This is a genomic window from Massilia sp. PAMC28688 (assembly GCF_019443445.1).
Taxonomy (GTDB): domain Bacteria; phylum Pseudomonadota; class Gammaproteobacteria; order Burkholderiales; family Burkholderiaceae_D; genus Telluria_A.
In genome coordinates, this window is record NZ_CP080378.1 from 1,398,389 (window position 1) to 1,418,875 (window position 20,487).

At 62.9% G+C, this 20,487-nt stretch carries 16 protein-coding genes; 6 read left to right on the forward strand and 10 right to left on the reverse strand.

Annotated elements, in window-relative coordinates; genetic code table 11:
- Positions 1–341 precede the first annotated feature (341 nt).
- Positions 342–2,696, forward strand: a complete 2,355-nt coding sequence (locus tag KY495_RS06215; RefSeq protein WP_219882845.1) for a penicillin-binding protein 1A — start codon at positions 342–344, stop codon at positions 2,694–2,696.
- Between the two features lie 343 nt (positions 2,697–3,039).
- Here KY495_RS06215 and KY495_RS24010 read toward each other — a convergent pair whose 3' ends face one another.
- Complete coding sequence (locus KY495_RS24010) at positions 3,040–4,485, reverse strand: hypothetical protein (protein ID WP_229518513.1); 1,446 nt, start codon at positions 4,483–4,485, stop codon at positions 3,040–3,042.
- Positions 4,486–4,682: 197 nt separating this feature from the next.
- Here KY495_RS24010 and KY495_RS06225 point away from each other — a divergent pair, with 197 nt between their 5' ends.
- A complete protein-coding gene (locus KY495_RS06225) occupies positions 4,683–5,120 on the forward strand; it encodes a hypothetical protein (RefSeq protein WP_219882846.1) in 438 nt (145 codons plus the stop codon).
- Between the two features lie 255 nt (positions 5,121–5,375).
- Here the strand turns inward: KY495_RS06225 and cyaY are convergent, their stop codons facing one another.
- A complete protein-coding gene (gene cyaY / locus KY495_RS06230) occupies positions 5,376–5,714 on the reverse strand; it encodes an iron donor protein CyaY (protein ID WP_219882847.1) in 339 nt (112 codons plus the stop codon).
- Between the two features lie 78 nt (positions 5,715–5,792).
- On the opposite strand from cyaY, the gene KY495_RS24355 reads away from it, so the two are divergent.
- Together KY495_RS24355 and lysA are read left to right on the forward strand one after the other, a co-directional pair.
- Positions 5,793–5,942 carry a lipoprotein gene (locus tag KY495_RS24355; RefSeq protein ID WP_374041008.1) on the forward strand — a complete coding sequence of 50 codons (150 nt, stop codon included), beginning with the start codon at positions 5,793–5,795 and terminating at the stop codon, positions 5,940–5,942.
- Between the two features lie 3 nt (positions 5,943–5,945).
- Positions 5,946–7,223: a diaminopimelate decarboxylase gene (gene lysA, locus KY495_RS06240; protein ID WP_219882849.1), complete on the forward strand. Its 1,278-nt coding sequence runs from the start codon at positions 5,946–5,948 to the stop codon at positions 7,221–7,223.
- 13 nt (positions 7,224–7,236) lie between these two features.
- On the opposite strand, the gene KY495_RS06245 is transcribed toward lysA, so the two are convergent.
- From KY495_RS06245 to KY495_RS06265, 5 genes are all read right to left on the reverse strand, one after another.
- Positions 7,237–7,869, reverse strand: coding sequence for a sulfite oxidase heme-binding subunit YedZ (locus tag KY495_RS06245; RefSeq protein ID WP_219882850.1), 633 nt, complete (start codon positions 7,867–7,869; stop codon positions 7,237–7,239).
- Positions 7,869–8,846, reverse strand: a complete 978-nt coding sequence (gene msrP, locus KY495_RS06250; protein ID WP_219882851.1) for a protein-methionine-sulfoxide reductase catalytic subunit MsrP — start codon at positions 8,844–8,846, stop codon at positions 7,869–7,871. Before msrP ends, KY495_RS06245 begins: the two co-directional genes overlap by 1 nt.
- Before the next feature lie 122 nt (positions 8,847–8,968).
- On the reverse strand, positions 8,969–10,132 hold the full coding sequence (gene ccsB / locus KY495_RS06255) for a c-type cytochrome biogenesis protein CcsB (protein ID WP_219882852.1): 1,164 nt from the start codon (positions 10,130–10,132) through the stop codon (positions 8,969–8,971).
- Between the two features lie 29 nt (positions 10,133–10,161).
- The gene (locus KY495_RS06260; protein ID WP_219882853.1) at positions 10,162–12,282 is read right to left on the reverse strand and encodes a cytochrome c biogenesis protein ResB; all 2,121 of its coding nucleotides are present in this window, start codon (positions 12,280–12,282) and stop codon (positions 10,162–10,164) included.
- Positions 12,283–12,429: 147 nt separating this feature from the next.
- Positions 12,430–13,092, reverse strand: a complete 663-nt coding sequence (locus KY495_RS06265) for a cytochrome c (protein WP_219882854.1) — start codon at positions 13,090–13,092, stop codon at positions 12,430–12,432.
- A gap of 232 nt (positions 13,093–13,324) precedes the next feature.
- Here KY495_RS06265 and yihA point away from each other — a divergent pair, with 232 nt between their 5' ends.
- Entirely contained in the window at positions 13,325–14,041 is a 717-nt protein-coding gene (gene yihA / locus KY495_RS06270; RefSeq protein ID WP_219882855.1) for a ribosome biogenesis GTP-binding protein YihA/YsxC, read from the forward strand.
- Between the two features lie 36 nt (positions 14,042–14,077).
- Positions 14,078–15,094, forward strand: coding sequence for a porphobilinogen synthase (gene hemB / locus KY495_RS06275; RefSeq protein ID WP_219882856.1), 1,017 nt, complete (start codon positions 14,078–14,080; stop codon positions 15,092–15,094).
- An 18-nt stretch (positions 15,095–15,112) separates the two neighbouring features.
- Here the strand turns inward: hemB and KY495_RS06280 are convergent, their stop codons facing one another.
- The 3 genes from KY495_RS06280 to KY495_RS06290 all read right to left on the reverse strand — a co-directional run bounded on the left by KY495_RS06280 (position 15,113) and on the right by KY495_RS06290 (position 20,438).
- The gene (locus KY495_RS06280; RefSeq protein ID WP_219882857.1) at positions 15,113–15,982 is read right to left on the reverse strand and encodes a hypothetical protein; all 870 of its coding nucleotides are present in this window, start codon (positions 15,980–15,982) and stop codon (positions 15,113–15,115) included.
- Positions 15,983–16,191: 209 nt separating this feature from the next.
- Entirely contained in the window at positions 16,192–19,302 is a 3,111-nt protein-coding gene (locus KY495_RS06285; protein ID WP_219882858.1) for an efflux RND transporter permease subunit, read from the reverse strand.
- Positions 19,299–20,438, reverse strand: coding sequence for an efflux RND transporter periplasmic adaptor subunit (locus tag KY495_RS06290; protein WP_219882859.1), 1,140 nt, complete (start codon positions 20,436–20,438; stop codon positions 19,299–19,301). The genes KY495_RS06285 and KY495_RS06290 overlap by 4 nt, the downstream gene beginning before the upstream one ends.
- Between the last annotated feature and the right edge of the window lie 49 nt (positions 20,439–20,487).

Below are 20,487 nucleotides of genomic sequence, written 5' to 3' on the forward strand. Positions count from 1 at the left end.
TTGCAGAACGATTAATGAAAACGCCCTCTGGTGGTAATTTGTTATAAAACCGCCATTTAGACTGCACTCATAAGACACTACATTAAATCGTAGCAACTATCGTCTGGACATGTAAAGGTATTTCTACAGTGGAACTTCATCCGAATGGGCGGGAAAGCCACACTCTGTGAACGTGAAAACATCATAGTTGTCCACAGGTAAATCTACTTTATGGCCGCCAATGCATGACAGTTGTCCACAGATTAATGTCGATTGCTTAAGGCAATCCCAGGGCAGTGCGCCGTTGCGGGGGACTAGGCTTTATAATGCGCAGCACCTCTACCTGAAAGATTCCAAAGAGCATGGCCACTACCCCTTCGGACGCATCGACCCCTTCCAAGCCGGGGCCGCGCCGCCCCGCCTCCTTCAAACGCATCGCGCTGTTGTTTATTGGCGCGGTGACGGGCACCATGCTGGTGGGCCTGCTGATCATTGTGTTCGCGCTGGCCATGGCTTACCCCAATCTCCCTGCGCTGGACACCCTGACGGATTACCGGCCCAAGATGCCGCTGCGCATTTTCTCTGCCGATGGCGCCCTGATCGGGGAGTTTGGCGAAGAGCGGCGCAACCTGGTGCGCCTGAAGGACATCCCGGACGTGATGAAGAAAGCCATCCTGGCCATCGAAGACGACCGCTTCTACGAACACGGCGGGGTCGACTACAAGGGCGCCGTACGCGCCTTTCTCCACAATGCGAGCAATAGCGGGGCACGCCAGGGCGCTTCCACCATCACCCAGCAGGTCGCGCGCAACTTCTTTCTGTCGTCCGAGCAGTCATACAAGCGCAAGGCTTATGAAATTTTGCTGTCCTGGAAAATCGAGCAAAACCTGACCAAGGACCAAATCCTCGAAGTCTATATGAACCAGATCTACCTGGGCCAGCGGGCCTACGGCTTTGCCTCGGCGGCCCAGATCTATTTCGGCAAGAGCATTACCGACATCACGGTGGCGGAAGCGGCCATGCTGGCCGGCCTGCCCAAGGCGCCGTCAGCCTACAACCCGGTGGTCAATCCCAAGCGCGCGCGCACGCGCCAGCAGTACATCCTCCAGCGCATGCATACGCTGGGCTACATCACGCCGGCCCAGTACGCCGCGGCCAAGGATGAAGAGCTGCGCATCAAGACCGACAGCAGCGAGTTTGGCGTGCACGCTGAGTACGTGGCCGAGATGGCGCGCCAGCTCGTGTACGAACAGTTCAAGGAAGAGACCTATACGCGCGGCCTCAATGTCTTTACCACCATCACCAAGGCAGACCAGGACGCGGCCTACCTGGCCTTGCGGCGCGGGGTGATGGACTACGAACGGCGCCACCCCTACCGCGGCCCGGAAGCGTACATCGACATTCCCAAGTCCAAGGAAGAAGCCGACGAAGCGATTGAAAACCAGCTGGCAGAACACCCCGACAGCGACGACATCGTGGCTGCCGTGGTCCTGAGCGCGTCCCCCACGGCCATTACCGCCGTGACGGCATCGGGCGAAGAGATCAAGATCACCGGCTCGGGCCTGAGCTTTGCCCAGAACTGGCTGTCGGCCAAGGCACCGCCGAACCGGCGCGTCAAGCGCGGCGCGGTCATCCGCGTCAGCCAGGATGGGGGTACTGCCTGGAGCGTGACGCAGATGCCGGAGATCGAATCGGCCTTCGTGGCGGTCGACCCCAGCGACGGCGCGATCCGCGCTCTGGTGGGCGGCTTTGACTTCAACCGCAACAAGTTCAACCACGTGACGCAGGCATGGCGCCAGCCAGGCTCGGCGTTCAAGCCCTTTATCTATTCTGCTTCGCTCGAGCGCGGCCTGTCGCCGTCGACGCTGATCAACGACGCGCCCATTTCGTTTGACGCCGGCCAGACCGGTGGTCAGGCATGGGAACCAAAGAACTATGACGCCAAGTACGAGGGGCCGATGAGCATGCGGCGCGGCCTGACCAAGTCCAAGAACATGGTCTCGATTCGCATCCTGCACAAGATCGGCGCCAAGTATGGCCAGGAATACACGACCCGCTTCGGCTTTGAGCCGGCCAAGAACCCGCCCTACCTGACATTGGCACTGGGCGCCGGTGCGACCACGCCGCTGCAGCTGGCCGGTGCCTACGCCGTGTTTGCCAACGGCGGCTACCGCGTCAGCCCTTACCTGATCACCAAGGTGACCGACGCCAGCGGCAAGATCCTGTCGCAGGCCAATCCGGATGAGGCCGGGGTAGAGAGCAACCGGGTGATTGATGCCCGCAACGCCTATCTGGTCGACAGCATGCTCAAGGACGTGGTGCGCTATGGCACTGCCACCAAGGCATTGTCGCTGAAGCGGACCGATATTGCTGGCAAGACCGGCACCACCAATGATTCCATCGATGCCTGGTTTGCCGGTTACACCAGCAAGCTGGTGGGCGTGGCGTGGATTGGCTATGACCAGCCAAAGAACCTGGGCAACAAGGAAACAGGCGGTGGCCTGGCCCTGCCGATCTGGATTGGCTATATGCAAAAGGCGCTCAAGGACGTGCCGGTCGAAGAGCGCCCCGTGCCTGACAATATGATTCAGGTTGGAGGCGAGTATTACTATGCCGAGAATCCGCCCGGTACTGGCGTGCAGAGCCTGGACGTGGGCGGGACCCGCGCGCCGGCCGAGGAAAAGGTCAATGACGCGGTGAAAAACGACTTGTTTTAATAAGAGGGGCGCAAGCCCCTTTTTCATTGCCGCGGACACCAGGGCGATCTTGCGGCGGTGGCGATGATGTCAGCTTCGATCGGGGGTCACGTCATTGGGTGCCATTCGACAAGCATGGTGCCGGCAGCTTTGGGATAAGAGGCGTGCGGAATGAGCCGGGCACGATCGATCCAACACGATGGCCCAGCACGATGGGCCTGGCCAATAAGCCGCGTCAGCGACCGCCGCGCTGGAAAGCGTGCCATGGTGCGGGTGCCCTCCCTGGCTCCGCGCTTCGAGGTTTGGGCACCAGCCAGTGTTTGATGCGTCGGGACCCGTTGAGCTCTGGTGTTATTCGGTCAGATCACCGATTGCGATGAGGGCTTTCGAGTCCAGCTGAATGCTGCGTCAGATGGCCGGTCCAGCGCCGGTCCCTTGGACCTGAACGGCCCGCGCGCGCGCGTCCGCCACCGCCGCTGCCGCACGACAGATCAGGCTGATCATCCCGTACTACATCATCGCGGTAGAGGATGGCGCGCAGCGAGGCGCCATGGACCGCACCGGGGTAACGGTAAGGCGGGTTCCCTATGGGGAGCCCGGGAGGGAACGGAGCAACGCACGATCCTGAATCATCTGGATCGGAGCAAGGGCTAGCGGCGGTGTCGAGGGCGGGAGAGCTGGCGGGGCGAATCCGCTCCTCGGGACGGGGAACCGGCTCTGTGGAGCTGCTGTTCCTGCCATGGCCAAGATGATTGTTGCGCCCCGCGAGAGCGGGCGTGCCAGGGGAACTTCCTGCGGCCGAGGTGGGAGCAGCGCTTGGGGAATCAGCTTGATTGAACACCATGAGGAAGTATTTGGCTGGGTCAAGTTCTTCCTCGATCAGGCCGTGACGATTCTCGCAAAGTGCTGCGTCGGCTTGATCGTCCCGTGGATCGCGCGGTCGTAAGCTGTGTAGTGAGTCGCCTCGTAAGTCAGCGCCTAGGTCAGGCCGCGCGTCGGGCTGAGCATCCGGTCGAAAATCCGGTCGAAAATCAGGTCGAGAATCAAGTCGAGGGTCAAGTCGAGAGTTGAGTCCAGAGCTTAGCCCCGCGTTACATTCTTCGTCCAGGTTCTCGACGCCAGGAGCCTTAGCGACCTGTTTGCCATTAGCGCAATCTTCGACAATTTCGGAAGCAAGCGGCTCCCCCTTGCCCACCGTGCCGCCCCCTTCGTCTGCTGCAACAGCCGCCGACTCCGCCGCCCCCACTGCCTGGGCGACCGGACCGTCGCAAGGAATGGGCTCATCGTTCCTTGCCACAGGAGCGCGTTCCCGCTGCGCCTGCAATCTATAGTGGTTCATATCATTATGGCTTGCCACATCCACCCCTCGCGGGTGGCGCCCGGTGGGTACGCGCCGCAGAATGAGGCGGCGCGTGTCGGCAAGGTGCCAACGGAAATCGCCCGGACTGCGCAGCCATAGCTCGCGCCACGCGTTGCGAACCGTGCCCGTCACATGCAGCAGTAACTGGCGTGGCGAATAGGCACGGCCGTTATAGACAAGTGCGTCTCCGCGCACGTCGGCGTAGTATGTCTCGCGTTTGTACTGGAAACGTACACGTGTCCCCTCCGGCAAAAACAAGCTCTTCCACTGATAGCCGCGCGTCTCCGCCTGCGCGACATCGGTATCCTCGCGCGCAATCTTTTCGATCCACGCCTGGAAGGCATCTTCAACCACCCACTCCGGTTTGCGATGGTCGCCGCGCGCCCGTTGCAAGCGCATGACGGCAGCGCGGGTCTTCGATGTGAGATTCAACTGCTTGGTCTCGAACATGCTCGTCTCCTCATGTCATGGGGGCGCCGCGTTGTTACCTCACTGGTTTGACAGGAAGTTCGCCAACCGGTTCCCCCGCTCGGATCGACTCAGGAGTGCCAGAAGCGGAAGCGGATGCAGGCTCACGGTGCCGACGTCGGCGCCAGGCAACATCGCTGGCGTGGCATGTGAAAATTTGACCTCGGAGAAAGTGGCTAATGAAAATTGACGACACGAACAAGAAACGAGCAAAAACGAGACCAAGGAGCGGCGAATCCTTAAGCCACACCCTCGGTGGTGCATTGATTAGTAGAAAGAACGGAAAAAAGCGGGAAGCAACGACAGGGCAGAAACTGCTGAAGCGCAACTCCGGTCACGGAGACCCTTCGCAAGCCAGAACAATCAAGGTGGCGCCTTCGCGGTCACTGCCGGCGCAGAACGATTTTCGCTCTGCCGTGCAGTTCCTTGCTTTGCTTGCGATTCGGCGCATGCGTTTACAAGCTCAGGCCATGGTGCCTGACGCAAGCCGGCTGGCGGCCGCAGCCCCGGCGAAAGCGAAGCACGGTATTATGGAATTCATATCCGGCACTTTTGGGCAGGCACCGGTTGAACAGTCTCTTCACGCGATCCGTCTGGGGTTCCTCGCGCGCGGATAACTAACTGGAAGCAGGAACCTCTTGGAAGGGACTTCTTGGCCGCTGCTTTTTGGCAGCAACCTTTGGCAGCAACCTTTGGCAGCAACCTTTTGCAGCAACCTTTGGCTGCAGCTACCGCTTTCAGCCACCTCTGCAGCCACCTTTTTGACAGACACTTTTTGACATACATTTTGGCAAGTGCCTCTTGGCAGATATCGCATGCCAGGCACCTCGTGGCAGACACCCTCGCCCTGCCCGAAGACCTCGCGCCTGGAGTTACCCTGCGTCGCTGACCGTCACTTCAGCGCCACCTTGAGCGCTGGCAAGGCTCGACAGCGCGGCGAACAGTTCACTGCCGTCGCGCGTGTTAAGCCACACGCTGCCGTCGTGCCGATAGTGGTACCCGCCGGCCCGCGCTGCCACCCACATCTCCTGCATTGGCGCCTGGCTGTTGATGATGATCTTGCTGCCGCTATCAATGAATTCGATCTCCAGCACATTGCCGCTGCGTTTGCATTCCACGTCGATCACATCTTCATCATTAAGGCGGTCCATGGCTTCCTCAATCGTGTTCAAGGTCGTTTCGGCCAGGTCCAAAAATTCTTTTTCGGTCATGCTACACTCCAGAATCATCATCCAACCGTGATTCTAATCGTGAAGTCTCCTTTTGCGCGCAATACTGGCATTGCCGCTGTGGTCTTATCCGGACTGCTGCTGGCAGCTTGCGGCCAACCTGGCCCGCTCTACATGCCAAAACCTCCCGCCAAACCAGTGCAGAAACCCGGCGTGCCGCCCGAACTTCCTCCGCCTTCCACGCCGACCACCGCCCCCGAAAACCCTTAATTTATGTCGCACTTCTTTCACCTCGACGGCGTGCTGCACGCCGACAGCGTCGCCCTGCCCGCCATTGCCGCCCAATTCGGCACCCCCACCTACGTCTATTCCAAAACCGCCCTGCTGGAGAACTTCGCTTCCTTTGCCGATGCGTGCGAAGGGCGCGACGCGCTCGTGTGCTATGCCATGAAAGCAAACAGCAACCTGGCCATCCTCGACCTGCTGGCCCAGCGCGGCGCAGGGTTCGACATCGTGTCCGGCGGCGAACTGCTGCGGGTGCTGGCCGCTGGCGGCGATCCGCGCAAGGTGATTTTCTCGGGCGTGGGCAAGAGCAAGGCAGAAATGCGCCTGGCACTCACGCACGACATCCTGTGCTTTAACGTCGAATCGATCCCCGAGCTGCACCGCCTCAACGAAGTGGCCGGCAGCATGGGCTTGACGGCGCGCGTATCGCTGCGCGTGAACCCCAATGTCGATGCCAAGACCCACCCTTACATTGCCACTGGTCTGAAAGCCAACAAGTTCGGCGTGGCCTTTGACGACGCCCTGGAAGCTTACCGCAACGCCGACGACCTGCCCCACCTGGAGCCGGTCGGCATCGACTGCCACATCGGCTCCCAGCTGCTCGACGACGCGCCCCTGCTCGAAGCGCTCGACAAGCTGATCGAACTGGTGGACGCGCTGGCCGCCGAAAACATCGTCCTGCATCACCTGGACATGGGCGGCGGCATCGGCATTCGCTACGGCGAAGATGGCGAGACCGAGCCGGTACCGGTGGCCGACTACCTGGGCCGCGTGTTTGCCCGGGTGGACCAGTGGCGCGCGGAGAAATACGCAGGCGCGCCGATCAAGGTGATTTTCGAGCCGGGCCGCGCCATCGTGGGCGACACGGGCGTGCTGCTCACGCGCGTGGAATACACCAAGCCGGGCGCGGAAAAGAACTTTTGCATCGTCGACGCGGCCATGAATGACCTGATGCGCCCTGCCCTGTACGAAGCGTGGATGGACGTGCGCGAAGTCGCGCCCCACGATGGCCCCGCCATGCTGTACGACGTGGTGGGACCGGTATGCGAATCAGGCGACTGGCTGGCACGCGAACGCGCGCTGACCGTCAAGCAGGGCGACCTGTTGGCCATCATGCAGGCCGGCGCCTATGGCCTGACCATGTCCTCCAACTACAACACGCGCGGACGCGCGGCCGAAGTGATAGTCGATGGCAGCGAGCTGCATCTGGTACGCGAGCGCGAAAACCCGGCCGACCTGTTCGCGCTGGAGTCGCTCATCAAATAACCGGCGCCAGGGGTCAGGCAGCCTTGCGCGCCTTGACCCTGCTCCAGTAAATCCGCATCCCCAGCAGCAGCGCAACGATCGCGCCAAACAGCATCGGCTCGGCAAAGTCGTTTTTGCCGGCTTTCATCCACCAGAAATGCAGGATTCCCAGCGGCGCGACCACGTAAATGAGGCGGTGCAGCCACTGCCAGCGTTTGCCGCCCAGGCGCTTGATCATGCCGTTGGTGCTGGTCACGGCCAGCGGAATCAGCAGCACAAAGGCGATGAAGCCGACCGTGATGAAGGGCCGCTTGACGACATCGGCCCACATTTCGCCGAAGTCAAAGAAATGGTCAAACCACAGGAACGCGAGGAAGTGCAGGAACGCGTACAAGAAGGCAAACAGGCCCGCCATCCGGCGCAGCTTGATGACCCAGTTCCAGCCGGTGAGGCGGCGCAGCGGCGTGATCGCCAGCGTGATGCACAGCAGGTACAGGACCCAGTCGCCGGTGCCGCGCGTGATCGCTTCCAGCGGTTCGACGAACTGCTGCGTCACCGTCAGGTACACCAGGCGCGCCAGGGGCAGCAGCGCCAGCACGAACAGGACCGACTTGATGCCGGTCAGCTGCCCCGGCGTGGGGTTGAAGGTGCGCCAGCTCGCCGCCATCAGAAGAACTTCTTTAAGTCCATGCCGGTGTACAGCGACGCCACTTGGGGATAGCCATTGAACATGAGCGTCTTGCGCTTCTTGGTGAAAAAGCCGTCTTCACCAATGCGCCGCTCGCTGCCCTGCGACCAGCGCGGATGATCGACATTCGGATTGACGTTGGAATAAAAACCATACTCGGACGGCGCCGAATCGTTCCACGCAGTCCGGGGCTGCTCCTTGACGAAGCGGATCTTGACGATAGACTTGGCCGACTTGAAGCCGTACTTCCAGGGCACCACCAGCCGCACCGGCGCGCCGTTCTGGTTGGGTAGGGTCTGGCCATACATGCCCAGGCCCAGCAGCGTGAGCGGATGCATGGCCTCATCGATGCGCAAGCCTTCCACGTACGGCCAGTCGAGCACGCGGCTGCCCAGGCCCGGCATCTGGCGCGGATCGGCCAGGGTTACGAACTGCACGAATTTGGCGTTCGACGTGGGTTCCACTTTCTTGATCAGGGCCGACAGTGAATAGCCCACCCACGGAATGACCATCGACCAGCCCTCCACGCAGCGCAGCCGGTAGATCCGCTCTTCCAGCGGCGCGAGCTTGAGCAGCTGGTCAATGTCGATCGTCAGCGGTTTCTTGACTTCGCCCTCGATGCTCACTGTCCACGGCCGTGTCCTGAGGGTGTGCGCATTCTTGGCCGGGTCGTCCTTGTCGAGACCAAACTCGTAATAGTTGTTGTACCCGGCGGCATCCTTGAACGGCGTGGCCGTATCGGGCACCACATAGGCCGGATTGCGCCTGGCCGGCAGCTTGAATGCGGGCGTCTGGGCAAACGCTTCGCGGTTGGCCATTTCCCACAGCGCACTGCCGGCCACGGCACCGGCGCCTAGCTTGGCGATGAACTGACGGCGCGATTCGTACACCGCCTGCGGGGTGATCTCGGACGAATACGGCAGGTCGATACCGTTGGGGCTACGTTTGATCAGCATGGCGTCTCCGGCACAAAAAAAATCAGATGGCAGTCCGGGAAGTGCCGGACTTCCTCAAACATACACCATCTGACATTTTTCGGCTGCCAGGCCGCGCGGACGTGTTTACACGGCCGCCCGCATCACAGCTTGCCGTAGGAATGCAAGCCCGACAGGAACATGTTCACCCCCAGGAAAGCAAAGGTGGTCACCAACAGGCCGCCCACCGCCCACCACGCGGCCACGCGCCCGCGCAGGCCCGAAATGAGGCGCATGTGCAGCCAGGCCGCGTAGTTGAGCCAGACGATCAGGGCCCAGGTTTCCTTCGGATCCCACTGCCAGTAGGTGCCCCAGGCGTCGGCCGCCCACAGCGCGCCCAGGATGGTGGCCACGGTAAAGAAGGCAAAGCCGACCGAGATGGCCTTGTACATCACGTCGTCCAGCACTTCCAGCGCCGGCAGGCGGTCGGCCAGGTAGCCGCTGGTCTTGAGCAGGTAGGCCGTGGCCACCATGGCCGCCAGCGCAAAGGTGCCGTAGCCGATGAAGTTGGCCGGCACGTGGATCTTCATCCACCAGCTTTGCAGGGCCGGCACCAGCGGCTGAATGCCGGCCGCATCGCGCGAGACCGTGTACCAGAGCAGGAAGGCCACGGCGGCGGCAATGACCAGCATGACAAAGGCGCCCAGCTGGCGCGTCGCATAGCGCTCTTCGTAATACAGGTAGAACATGGCCGTGATCATGGCAAACAGGATGAACACTTCATACAGGTTCGATACGGGAATGTGGCCCACATCCGGCCCGATCAGGTAAGACTCGAACCAGCGCACCATCATGCCGGTCCAGCCCAGCACCACGGCCGCCCAGCACAGCTTGGACCCCACGGAATTGCCGAAATTGGAGCGGCTCAGCAGGCCGACCAAGTAAAACACGGTGGAAAAGGCAAACAGGGTGCTCATCCAGAGGATGGCAGACTGGCTCGACAGCATGTACTTGAGGAAGAATTTGGTCTGGGCCGCGTCCAGGTTGCCGTCATACAGCGACACGGCCCACAGCGACAGCAGCGCCACCAGGGGCATGAGCCAGCGCACGGCCTTGAAATGCCAGCCCAGCGCGACAAAGGTGGGCACCGAGGCCAGCAGGATGACCTTTTCGTAAATGTCCATGAAGCTGCTGTAGCGGGCCAGGGCCACGCCGGCGCCCACGCACAGCAGCAGCGCAAACAGCCAGTCGGCCAGCCCCAGCCTTTGCAGATAGCCCGGGGCCCGCTGGTAGGTGGGGGATGTGGTTGGTGATGGTGACAATTCCATGGTGTTCTCCAGATGCCGGCCTGCCTAGCTTACGCCGATTGGGGCAGCTTTGCCTTCAGGTCGTTAAATTCGTGCTCAAAATCAAGTGTCTTGCGCTGGGTGCTCATGGCCATGAGGGCATGCGCACCCTGGCCATCGTCGGCGCTGCGCACCCATACCCACAGGCGCCGCTCGCGGATGTAAAACATGGCAAATACGCCCAGCACCAGCAACAGCGATCCGAGATAGACGATGAACTTGCCGGGCGAGCGCGTCACCTGCAGCACCGAGGCCTTCACTTGCACAAAGTCGTCAAGCTGCAGGTAGACCGGCGCGCCGTAAAAGAAACTGTCGGACAGGGCGTTGGTGGCCAGGGCCAGGAAGCGGGCATGGGTCTGATCAAACTCCAGGGCCGGCAGACCATCTTTCTCGCGGGCTGCCTGCCACAGCTCCCACAGCGCGCCGTTGAGCAGCTTCATGAAGATGTCGGCCTGCTTTTTTTGCTCGGCGGCGGGAATCCGGTCCAGGAAACGCGACACGGCCACGTAGCCGCCTTCGGCGCTGCCCACCCCGGCAAACATGTCGAGCGCCCTGGCCACCGAGTCTTGCAGCTGGCGCGCCAGGCCCTCGGCCGGGCTGGCGGTCGTGGCCGGCATGGCGCGCCGGGCAAAGCGCTCGGCCGCCAGGGCCCGCAGGGCGGGATCGGACAGGGCGGCGCGCAGGCGCATCCATTCCTTGACGGTATGGGCGTCGTCGGACGGGATGCGCAGGTAGCTGAACGCATCATTGGGATTGCTGCGCACCCCGGCCAGGAAGACTTCGGCGCCGTCAATCGTCACCGGCTGCATGTAGTTCTGGTATTCGCGCGCCTGGCCGGTCTTGTCGCGCAGCTTGTACTGCACGCTCGGGCCCACGTTCTTGAGGTTGGCGTTGGCGGCCACGTTGGCGGCCGAACCGGAATGCTTGTCGAGCGTGACGGCAAATTGTTCCGACAGGCTCTGGCGCTGCTTGACGCCCCGTACATCCTCGGCCCCGACCACGTTTTCCACGTTAAAGGCGCGGAAGTCGCTCCACTCCACGTCGTAGCCGCCACCGGCCTGGGTCAAAGGGGTGCTGGTATTGATTTCGCCCTGCATGGCAAACGGCGCGGCGCTGGTGCCGCTCATGGGAAAACCGGTCAGGGTGAGCTTGGTGCCGCCATCTTCAAAGCTGGACTGGTAGATGGCCACGCCCTTGTAGATCAGCGGCTCGTTGACGCGGATGGTGGAGGCGAAGCGCTTGCCGGTTTCGTGGTCGCGGATCACGACATCGCTGGCAAACAGTTTGGGCATGCCGGTGCTGTAGAAATCGATCACGAATCGCTTCAGTTCGATGGTAAACGGCAGCGGCTGCAGCAGCGAGCCGTCGCCGCGGCTGATGATGGCGATGTCGCTCGACTGCCCTTCCGGGATCATGGTGTTGGCGCGGTAGGTCGGATTGTTGACCGACAGGCGGTGCTGGGCCGGAATGGCCGAAATCAGGCCGCCGCCCTGGAACGCCGTCTTGCCCAGGAAGCGTTCCTGGAACTGGATGGGCAGGTCGGAATCGAGCATGCCGCCCACCAGGATGATGATGATGGCGCTGTGGGCAAAAATGTAGCCAAACTTGTTGGCCGCGCCCTTCTTGGCCGCCACCAGGATGCCATTGCCCTTGTCGACGATCTTGGCGCCATAGCCGGCATCGTGCAGGCGCGCGGCGGTCTGCTCGGCCAGGGCGCGCGGCGCCAGCGGCGCTACCCACTCGCTCTGGTGGTGGAAATTACGCAGCGACACTTCACGCACGTTTTCGCGCCAGCTGCGCATGTCGCGCAGCATTCTGGGGGTATTGCGCAGGATGCAGAACGTGGTCGAGAGCAGCAGCAGCGCCAGGATCAGGATGAACCACCAGGTCGAATAAATGGCATACAGGCCCAGGCTGCCGAAAATCTCGAACCAGAAGGGACCAAACTGGTTGACATAGTTCGGCATGGGCTGGTTTTGCGTCAATACCGTGCCGATGATGGATGCAATCATGATCATGACCAGCATCGTGATGGCAAAGCGCATCGACGACACCAGTTCCACGGCTTCGGCAAACGCGCTGCGGCGCCCGCTGGACGGGTCGCTTCTCAATTCAATTCCGGTGGTGCTCATACTCGTGATTCCCTCTCGGCGGCTCCGTGGCCTGTCCACGCAACCGGCGAGGATACCAATAAAAAGGGCAGCCTGCTTGCGCCGCTGCCCTCATCGATACCGCGTGTACGCAGCGCCGGGGCGCCGCGCCAGCGTATCTGCAGTAAATTACTTGAGGCCGGCGATGTAGTCGGCCACGGCCTTCATTTCTTCGTCAGACATCCGGCGCGCGATGGTGGTCATCTGCGCACTGTTCTTGCGGGCGCCGCCTTTGAACGCCTGCAGCTGGCCGAAGGTGTAGTCCTGGTGCTGACCGGCCAGGCGCGGGAACAGGGCCGGCATGCCGTTGCCGTTGGCGCCATGGCAGCTGGCGCAGGCCGCCACGCCATTGGCGGCGATGCCGCCGCGGTAAATACGACGCCCCAGTTCCAGTGTATCCTTGTTCTTGGCAGCGCCCTGCTTGGGCACCTGCAGGGCCAGGTAGACCGCGACGTTTTTCTTGTCGTCGTCCGTGAGCATCTTGCTGTACGGGGTCATGATCGGGTTCTGGCGCGCCGGGGTGGTGAAGTCGACCAGCTGCTTGTAGGTGTAGGCACTCATCTGGGCCGACAGCTTGGGATTGACGGCAATGGTCGAATTGCCGGCTGCGCCGTGGCAGGAGACGCAGGCAGGCAGGCCGCGCGCGGCGTCGCCGCTGTCATACAGCGTGGCGCCCTTGGCCGGGTCGGCCTTGGCAGGAGCGGCAGCAGGTGCGGCGGCGGAGGCGGCGCCGGAGATGGCCAGGGTGGCTACCAGCAAGGATTTCACTAAAGAAGAAAACGCACGATTCATTCAAACACCCTGAGACAAGTCAAAAATTGGTTCTATTGGGAGGAAAACACGTCCAACACGGGCCCGCGTGGGTCCTGCTTGGGTCCTGCTTGGGTCCAACAATATACGGCTGACGACCTTGCATGCGCGCGATGGCTTTTGCGGCGCAACAATTCGTAACCCCTTATTGTACAATAGCTTGGTGGCGATATCGCGCCCCCATTCCCGAAATCTTGCATTTTCTCCCCATTCCATGTCCAAACTCTGGCAAGCCCGCTTCTTTACGACCGTCAACCAACTGCGCGACTTGCCCGCCACGCAGGCGCCCGAAATCGCCTTCGCAGGGCGCTCGAATGCGGGCAAATCGACGGCCATCAACATCCTGACCAATCAAAAAGGCCTGGCCTTCGCCTCCAAGACCCCGGGCCGCACCCAGCACATCAATTATTTTTCCATCGGCGGCGCCCATGTGGGCCAGCACCGCAAGGACCCCACCATTGTCGAGGAAATCGAAGCGCTGCTGGTCGACCTGCCCGGCTATGGCTACGCGGAAGTGTCCGGCTCGGCCAAGCTGCACTGGCAAAAGCTGCTGGGCGACTATGTCCAGCGCCGCGAGCAGCTCGCCGCCCTGGTCCTGATCATGGATTCGCGCCGTCCCTTCACGGAACTCGACGTGCAGATGCTCGAATGGTTCGCCCCCACCGGCAAGCCGATCCACTGCATCCTGACCAAGGCCGACAAGCTCAACCGCAACGAATCGACCAATGCCCTGCGCCAGGCGCGCATGATGCTCGACAGCTACGTCGACGAAGATGGCGCAGGCTTTCCTTTCACGGTTCAGCTGTTCTCGGCCTTGAAGCGGATCGGCATCGAGGAAGCGAACGACAAGATCATCGACCTGCTGGGCCTGACGCCGATCCCGGCCGATCCCGACGCCGTGCTGGTCGACCCGGTCGACAGCGACGACTGATCGGCCATTTGCTCAACCATTCTTGACTCCACCGCCATGTCCAGCCATCAGAACCTGTTCCTCGCCACCCGCATGCGCCGCATGCGCCGCGACGCCTTTTCGCGCGCCATGATGCGTGAAAACACCGTCACCGCCTCCGACCTGATCTATCCCGTCTTCATCCTCGATGGCGCCGGCCAGCGCCAGCAGGTCGGCTCCATGCCGGGCGTGGAACGCCTGTCGGTGGACCTGCTGCTGCCGGTCGCGGAAGAATGCGTCAAGCTCGGCATTCCAGCCATGGCCTTGTTCCCCGTCATCGACGCCAGCCTCAAGACGCCCGACGGCATGGAAGCGCTCAATCCAGAGGGCCTGGTGCCGCGCGCCGTGCGCGAACTGAAGCAGCGCTTCCCCGAGCTCGGCATCATCACCGACATCGCGCTCGATCCCTTCACCAGCCATGGCCAGGATGGCTTGATTGACGAGCAGGGCTACGTGCTCAATGATGAAACGATCGACATGCTGGTGCGCCAGGCCCTGTGCCAGGCAGAAGCCGGGGTCGATATCGTGGCGCCCTCGGACATGATGGACGGGCGCATCGGCGCCATCCGCGCCGCTCTCGAGCAGGAGCGCTTCATCCATACCCGCATCATGGCCTATTCGGCCAAGTACGCCTCCAGTTTTTACGGCCCCTTCCGCGACGCGGTCGGTTCCTCCGGCAACCTAGGCAAGAGCAACAAAAACAATTATCAGATGGATCCGGGCAACAGCGACGAAGCCCTGCGCGAAGTGGCGCTCGACATTGCCGAAGGCGCCGACATGGTCATGGTCAAGCCCGGCATGCCCTATCTGGACGTGGTGCGCCGCGTCAAGGATGAATTCAAGGTGCCCACCTTTGCCTACCAGGTCAGCGGCGAATATGCCATGCTCAAGGCGGCCGCCCAGAATGGCTGGCTGGACCACGACAAGGTCATGATGGAAGCGATGCTGTCGTTCAAGCGGGCCGGCGCCGACGGCGTGCTCAGCTACTTCGCGCTCGACATCGCGCGCCTGCTCAAGGCCGGCGCCCAGGGCTAGCAGCGGGGCGCGGCCGGCTCAGCGGCTGCGGCGGTGGCCGGGGAATGCTTCCTTGAACAGGAAGGTTTCCAGCACTTCATTGTCTTCCACCCGCGCGCTCAGCGTCACGTCGCGCTGCTGGCGCTCGGAGCGGAAGATGAAGTCGCCCTTCTTTTCCTTGCGGATCAGCTGCACCATCTTTTTGATGATGGCCGTTTCGATATCGGGCTCGTTCCCCAGTTCAATTTCCAGGTCCTGCAGCCAGGTGCGGTTGAAATTCTTGTTGAAGCCATTGAACTTGAGCTGGGCGCTGAAAGGCGAATGCACTTTCCAGGTAAACAGGCCGCCGGTGCCGTTCTGGTCGTCGCCGCGCCCGGCCTTGTTGGCCGCGGCAATGTTCTGGCGTGCCAGGCGGTCGCCCCGCTGGGCCGCGGTTTCCTGCTCCTCCACCCCGTTTTCGCGCGCCCGCGCCCGGCGCCGCGCCGCAATCATCTCGCTCATGTCGATCGCCGGGTCGACTTTCTCGATTTCCGGCGGCTTGGGCTGCTCCACCGGCTTTTGCTCGACCACTTGCTCTTCCGGCACCGTGATGGTGTCGGGCAGGCGCACCATTTCCACCCGCTCCGGGCGCGGCGGGGCCGGCCTGGGCTTGACCTTGGGCGGCTGGGGCACGGGCGGCGGCGGGGGAATGGCCTTGGGCGGCAGCACGTAGGTCAGGTCGGTCACCGAGGGCGGCGGCTCGCGCTTGGGCTTGTCCGCCGGTTGCCAGTACGCCAGCAGCACCACGAGCACGTGCAGCAGCACCGTCACCGCAATGCCGGTACTGTTGACGCGCTTGTGGTCGAAACTGGTCGTCAGGACCGGCTCCATCCCGCCGGGCGCCCGGACGTCGTCTGGCTGCGCCTGCATGGGCAGTAACTGTTCTCGCAAAATGGCTGCGTTCCTCAAGTTCTGGTACAAGGCCCGCAGTCTATCCGGTTTGCCGGCATCGCGCATCAGCGTCGCTCGCGTGGCCATGGTCGCTTGAGCAATTTACAAGATACCGCCCCGGCGAGGCGCCAGCAAGGGCACCGGCCGACGCACAAGGCACGGGCACGCCTGCGCGCCGCATGCGGTTTTCAGGCAGCCTGGGACAAGTGCACCGCTTGCGTGCCACGCTGGAGGTCGGCATCGCTGAGCGGGCCGCTGCCGCTGTACTTGTCCAGATACAAGTAAATCACGGGGGTAATGTACAGGGTGATGACCTGGGAGAAAATCAGGCCGCCCACCACGGCCAAGCCCAGCGGCTGGCGCAGTTCGGCGCCGGCCCCCAGGCCCAGGGCAATCGGCAGCGCCCCCATGAGTGCGGCCAGGGTGGTCATCATGATCGGCCGGAAACGCAGGATGCAGGCTTCGCGGATGGCGTCGAATGGGGTCATGCCCTCGGTGCGCTGGGCATGCAGGGCAAAGTCAATCATCATGATGGCATTTTTCTTGACGATACCGATCAGCATCAGGATGCCGATGATGGCAATCATGGTCAGGTCCATGCCGAACAGGCGCAGCGTGAGAAGGGCCCCCACCGCCGCCGAGGGCAGTCCGGCCAGGATAGTGATCGGATGGATGAAGCTTTCGTACAGCACGCCGAGCAGCACGTAAATGACACCGAGGGCGGCGATGATCAGGATGATCTGGGCCGACTGCGAATCCTGGAAGACTGCCGCGTCGCCGCCATACTTGGTAATGATCGACGGCGGCAGTTTCATGTCCACGCCCATCTGATCGATCTTGGCCGTGGCCACGCCGAGCGGCACGTCGGCCGGCAGGTTGAAGGACAATGTAATGGCCTGCAGCTGGCCCTGGTGATTGACCGAGGTCGGCCCCACCGTACGCTCGACAGTGGCAAATGAGGACAGCTGCACCAGCTGGCCGGGCTTGCTGCGCACCGAGACCCGGCCCAGCGCCTCTTCCGACTGGCGGTCGGCAGCATCGGCTTCGAGAATCACATTGTAGGCTGCCGCCGGAGCGTAGATGGTCGAGACCTGGCGTTCGCCATAGGTTGCATACAGGGCGCTGCGCACGTCGGCCAGCTGCACGCCCATGGCGTTGGCCTTGTCGCGGTCAATGCGCAGCGTGGCCTGCAGGCCGCGCTCCTGGGAGTCGGAGGTGACGTCGCGGAAGGCCGGGTCGGCGCGCATGCGTTCCAGGTAGCGGTTGGCCCAGTCGCCCAGCGCGTCCGAACTGACGCTTTGCAGCGTGTACTGGTAGCGGCTCTTGCTGGGACGCCCGCCCAGCTGCAGGTTCTGGACCGGCGACAGGTAGACCGACACGCCGGCAATCTGGCGCGTGGCGCGGCGCAGCCGCTCCACCACCACCGGCATCTTGTCGCGCTCGGCGCGCGGCTTGAGCGCAATGAAGCCGCGGCCCGTGTTGCCGCCACCGGTAAACGACGTCACATCCTGCACGTCGCGGTCGGCGCGGATGGTGTCGACCACGCGCTGCTGCAGCGCCGTCATGGCCTGGGTCGAGGTATCTTCGGCCGCCTCGATACTCATGCGCATCTGGCCCAGGTCTTCCTCGGGGAAGAAGCCCTTGGGGATGGTGGTGTAGAGCAGCACCGTGAGCACGAAGGTGCCAAGGGCCACCATCAGCACGAAGAAGCGGTGCGCCAGGGCCCAGTCGAGGGTGCGGGTGTAGCCATGGCGCACGCGCGTGAAACCGGCCTCGAAATGGCGGCCGATAAAGGATTTTTCGCCTTCGCCATGCGCGGCGTGCGGCGGCAGCAGGCGGCTGGCCAGCATCGGCACCAGGGTCAGCGAGACCAGGGCCGACACCAGCACCGCCAGCCCCACCACCACGGCAAATTCGTGGAACAGCAGGCCGATCACCCCGGGCATGAAGAAGATGGGGATGAAGACGGCCACCAGCGAAATGGAGATGGAGACGATGGTAAAGCCCATTTCGCGCGAACCCACCAGGGCCGCATCGACGGGCTTCTTGCCCATTTCGATATGGCGCACGATATTTTCCAGCACCACGATGGCATCATCGACCACCAGGCCCACGGCCAGGGTAATGCCCAGCAGCGACACGTTGTCCAGGCTGTAGCCAAACCAGTACAGCAGCGACAGTGCGCCCAGCAGCGAGATGGGCATGGTCACGGCCGGGATGAAGGTGGCGGCGGCGCGGTGCAGGAACAGAAAAATGACCAGCACCACCAGCACCACGGTAAAGGCCAGCGTCAGGTTGACGTCGTGGATCGATTCGCGGATCGAGACCGAGCGGTCGTTGACCAGGTTGATCTTGATCGAGGCCGGCACCTGGGCCTGGAACCGGGGCAGCAGTTCGCGCACCGCGTCCACCACCTGCACCGTATTGGCATTGGGCTGGCGCTGCACCAGCAGCACAATCGAGCGCTCGCCATTGTAGCTGCCGGCCGCCTTGACCGACTGGTAGCTGTCTTCTACCTGCGCCACGTCGCGCAGCCGCACCGGTTCGCCGTTGCGGGTGGCGACGATCAGTTCCTGGAACTCGGCCGCGTTCATGAGCTGGGGATTGCCTTCGATGGTCAGGGTCTGGCTGGGACCATCGATGACTCCCAGCGGCGCATTCGAATTGGCCGATCGTAGCGCCTGCGCCAGTTCGTCCATGGTCAGGTCGCGCGCCTTCATGCGCTCGGCGCTGGCGCGCACCCGCACCGCAAAGCGCTTCTGGCCATTGACCGTCACCTGGGCCACCCCGGGCAGCGTGGACAGGCTGGGCGCGATCAGGTTTTCCGCGTAGTCGTTCAGTTCCGACAGATCCATCGACGGCGAGGTCATGGCCATGAACAGCACCGGCGCGTCGGCCGGGTTGACCTTGCGGTAGGACGGCAGTTCCGTCATTTCCTGCGGCAGCGCGCGCTGGGCCCCGAGCAGTGCCGCCTGGACGTCGATGGCAGCCTCGTTGACGTCAATGCTCTCGTTGAACTCCAGCGTCAGCGAGGTCGATCCCTGGGTGCTGGTGGACGTGATGACGTTGATGCCGGCGATGGTGGAAAACTGCTTTTCCAGCGGCAGCGCGACCGACGACGCCATGGTCTCGGGGCTCGCGCCTGACAGGTTGGCCTGGACGTTGATGACCGGCGTGTTGTAGCTCGGCAGGGCCGCCACCGGAATCTGCAGGTAGGACAGCACGCCGACCAGCACCAGGCTGATCGACAGCAGGATCACCATCACCGGGCGCCGGATGCACAGTTCTGACAGGTTCATGGCGTTTCCCTGGACGGTGCGGGTGCCTGGGCCAGGCGTACCTTGCCGCCCGGCCGCAGGTTTTGCTTGCCCTCGGTGATCACCTGCTCATTGCCGTTCAGGCCAGTGACCACGGCATCGGTGCCGGCCACGTGTACGCGGCTGACAGGCTTGGACAGCGCGGCGCCGTCGGCCACCACGTACACCGAGGTACCGCGGGTATTGGTGATGATGGCCGACTGCGGAATCACGACCGCATCCCTGAGCGTGCGCAGCGTGACGCGCACGGTGGCGTACTGCCCCGGCCACAGGCGTTCCTCGCCATTGTCGAACAGCGCCTTGACGCGGATGGTGCCGGCCTGCGGGTCGACGGTATTGTCGATGAAACTGAGCTTGCCCAGCACCGGCTGGGCGGTCTCGCCCACGCTGGCCTGCACCGGTACCTGGCCCTGGCGCTGCGCCGCCAGCAGGTCGGCCAGTGCCGACTCGGGCAGCGTAAACGCCACATTGACCGGGTCGAGCTGGGTGACGGTGGTCAGCAGCGTGGCAGGCTGCACCAGGCTGCCGGGATGGACATCGATGGCGCCCACCCGCCCGGCCATGGGCGCGCGGATGGTGCCGTAGCTGGCGGCCACGCGCTCGGCCGCCAGGGCGGCGCTGCCGGCCCCCAGGGCCGCACGGGCTGCCTCGACCTGGCTGCGCAGGGTGTCGAGCGCACTCCTGGCAATGAATTTTTGCTCGAACAGTTCTTCGCTGCGCTGGTACTGGCGCTCCAGGTCGGCCAGGGCCGCCCGCTCGCGCGCAATCTGGGCCCGGGCCTTGTCCACATTGGCTTCCTGGCTGCGGTCGTCCAGCGAAAACATGAGCTGCCCCGCTTTCACATACTGGCCTTCCTTGATGTGGACCTTGCGGATGGTGCTGGTGGTTTGCGGATGCAGCGCCACGCTTTGCACCGGCGCCACGGTACCACTGGCTGACAGCACCACCGGCACGTCGCGCCGCGCCGGCGACACCACGTTGACCACGGTCGGCGGCTGACCTTCCCTGCCGCCTTTTGCCGCCTGCGGGGCCGCCGTTTTTGCGCCCGGCCAGTACCAGAATGCAGCGGCGGCGGCCAGCGCCAGGACGATGAGGATGACGATTTTCTTGTTTTTCATGGTGTCGTGCGGCCGCTGACGGCGGCCTTTCAGTGATGCGTTGTTGTGG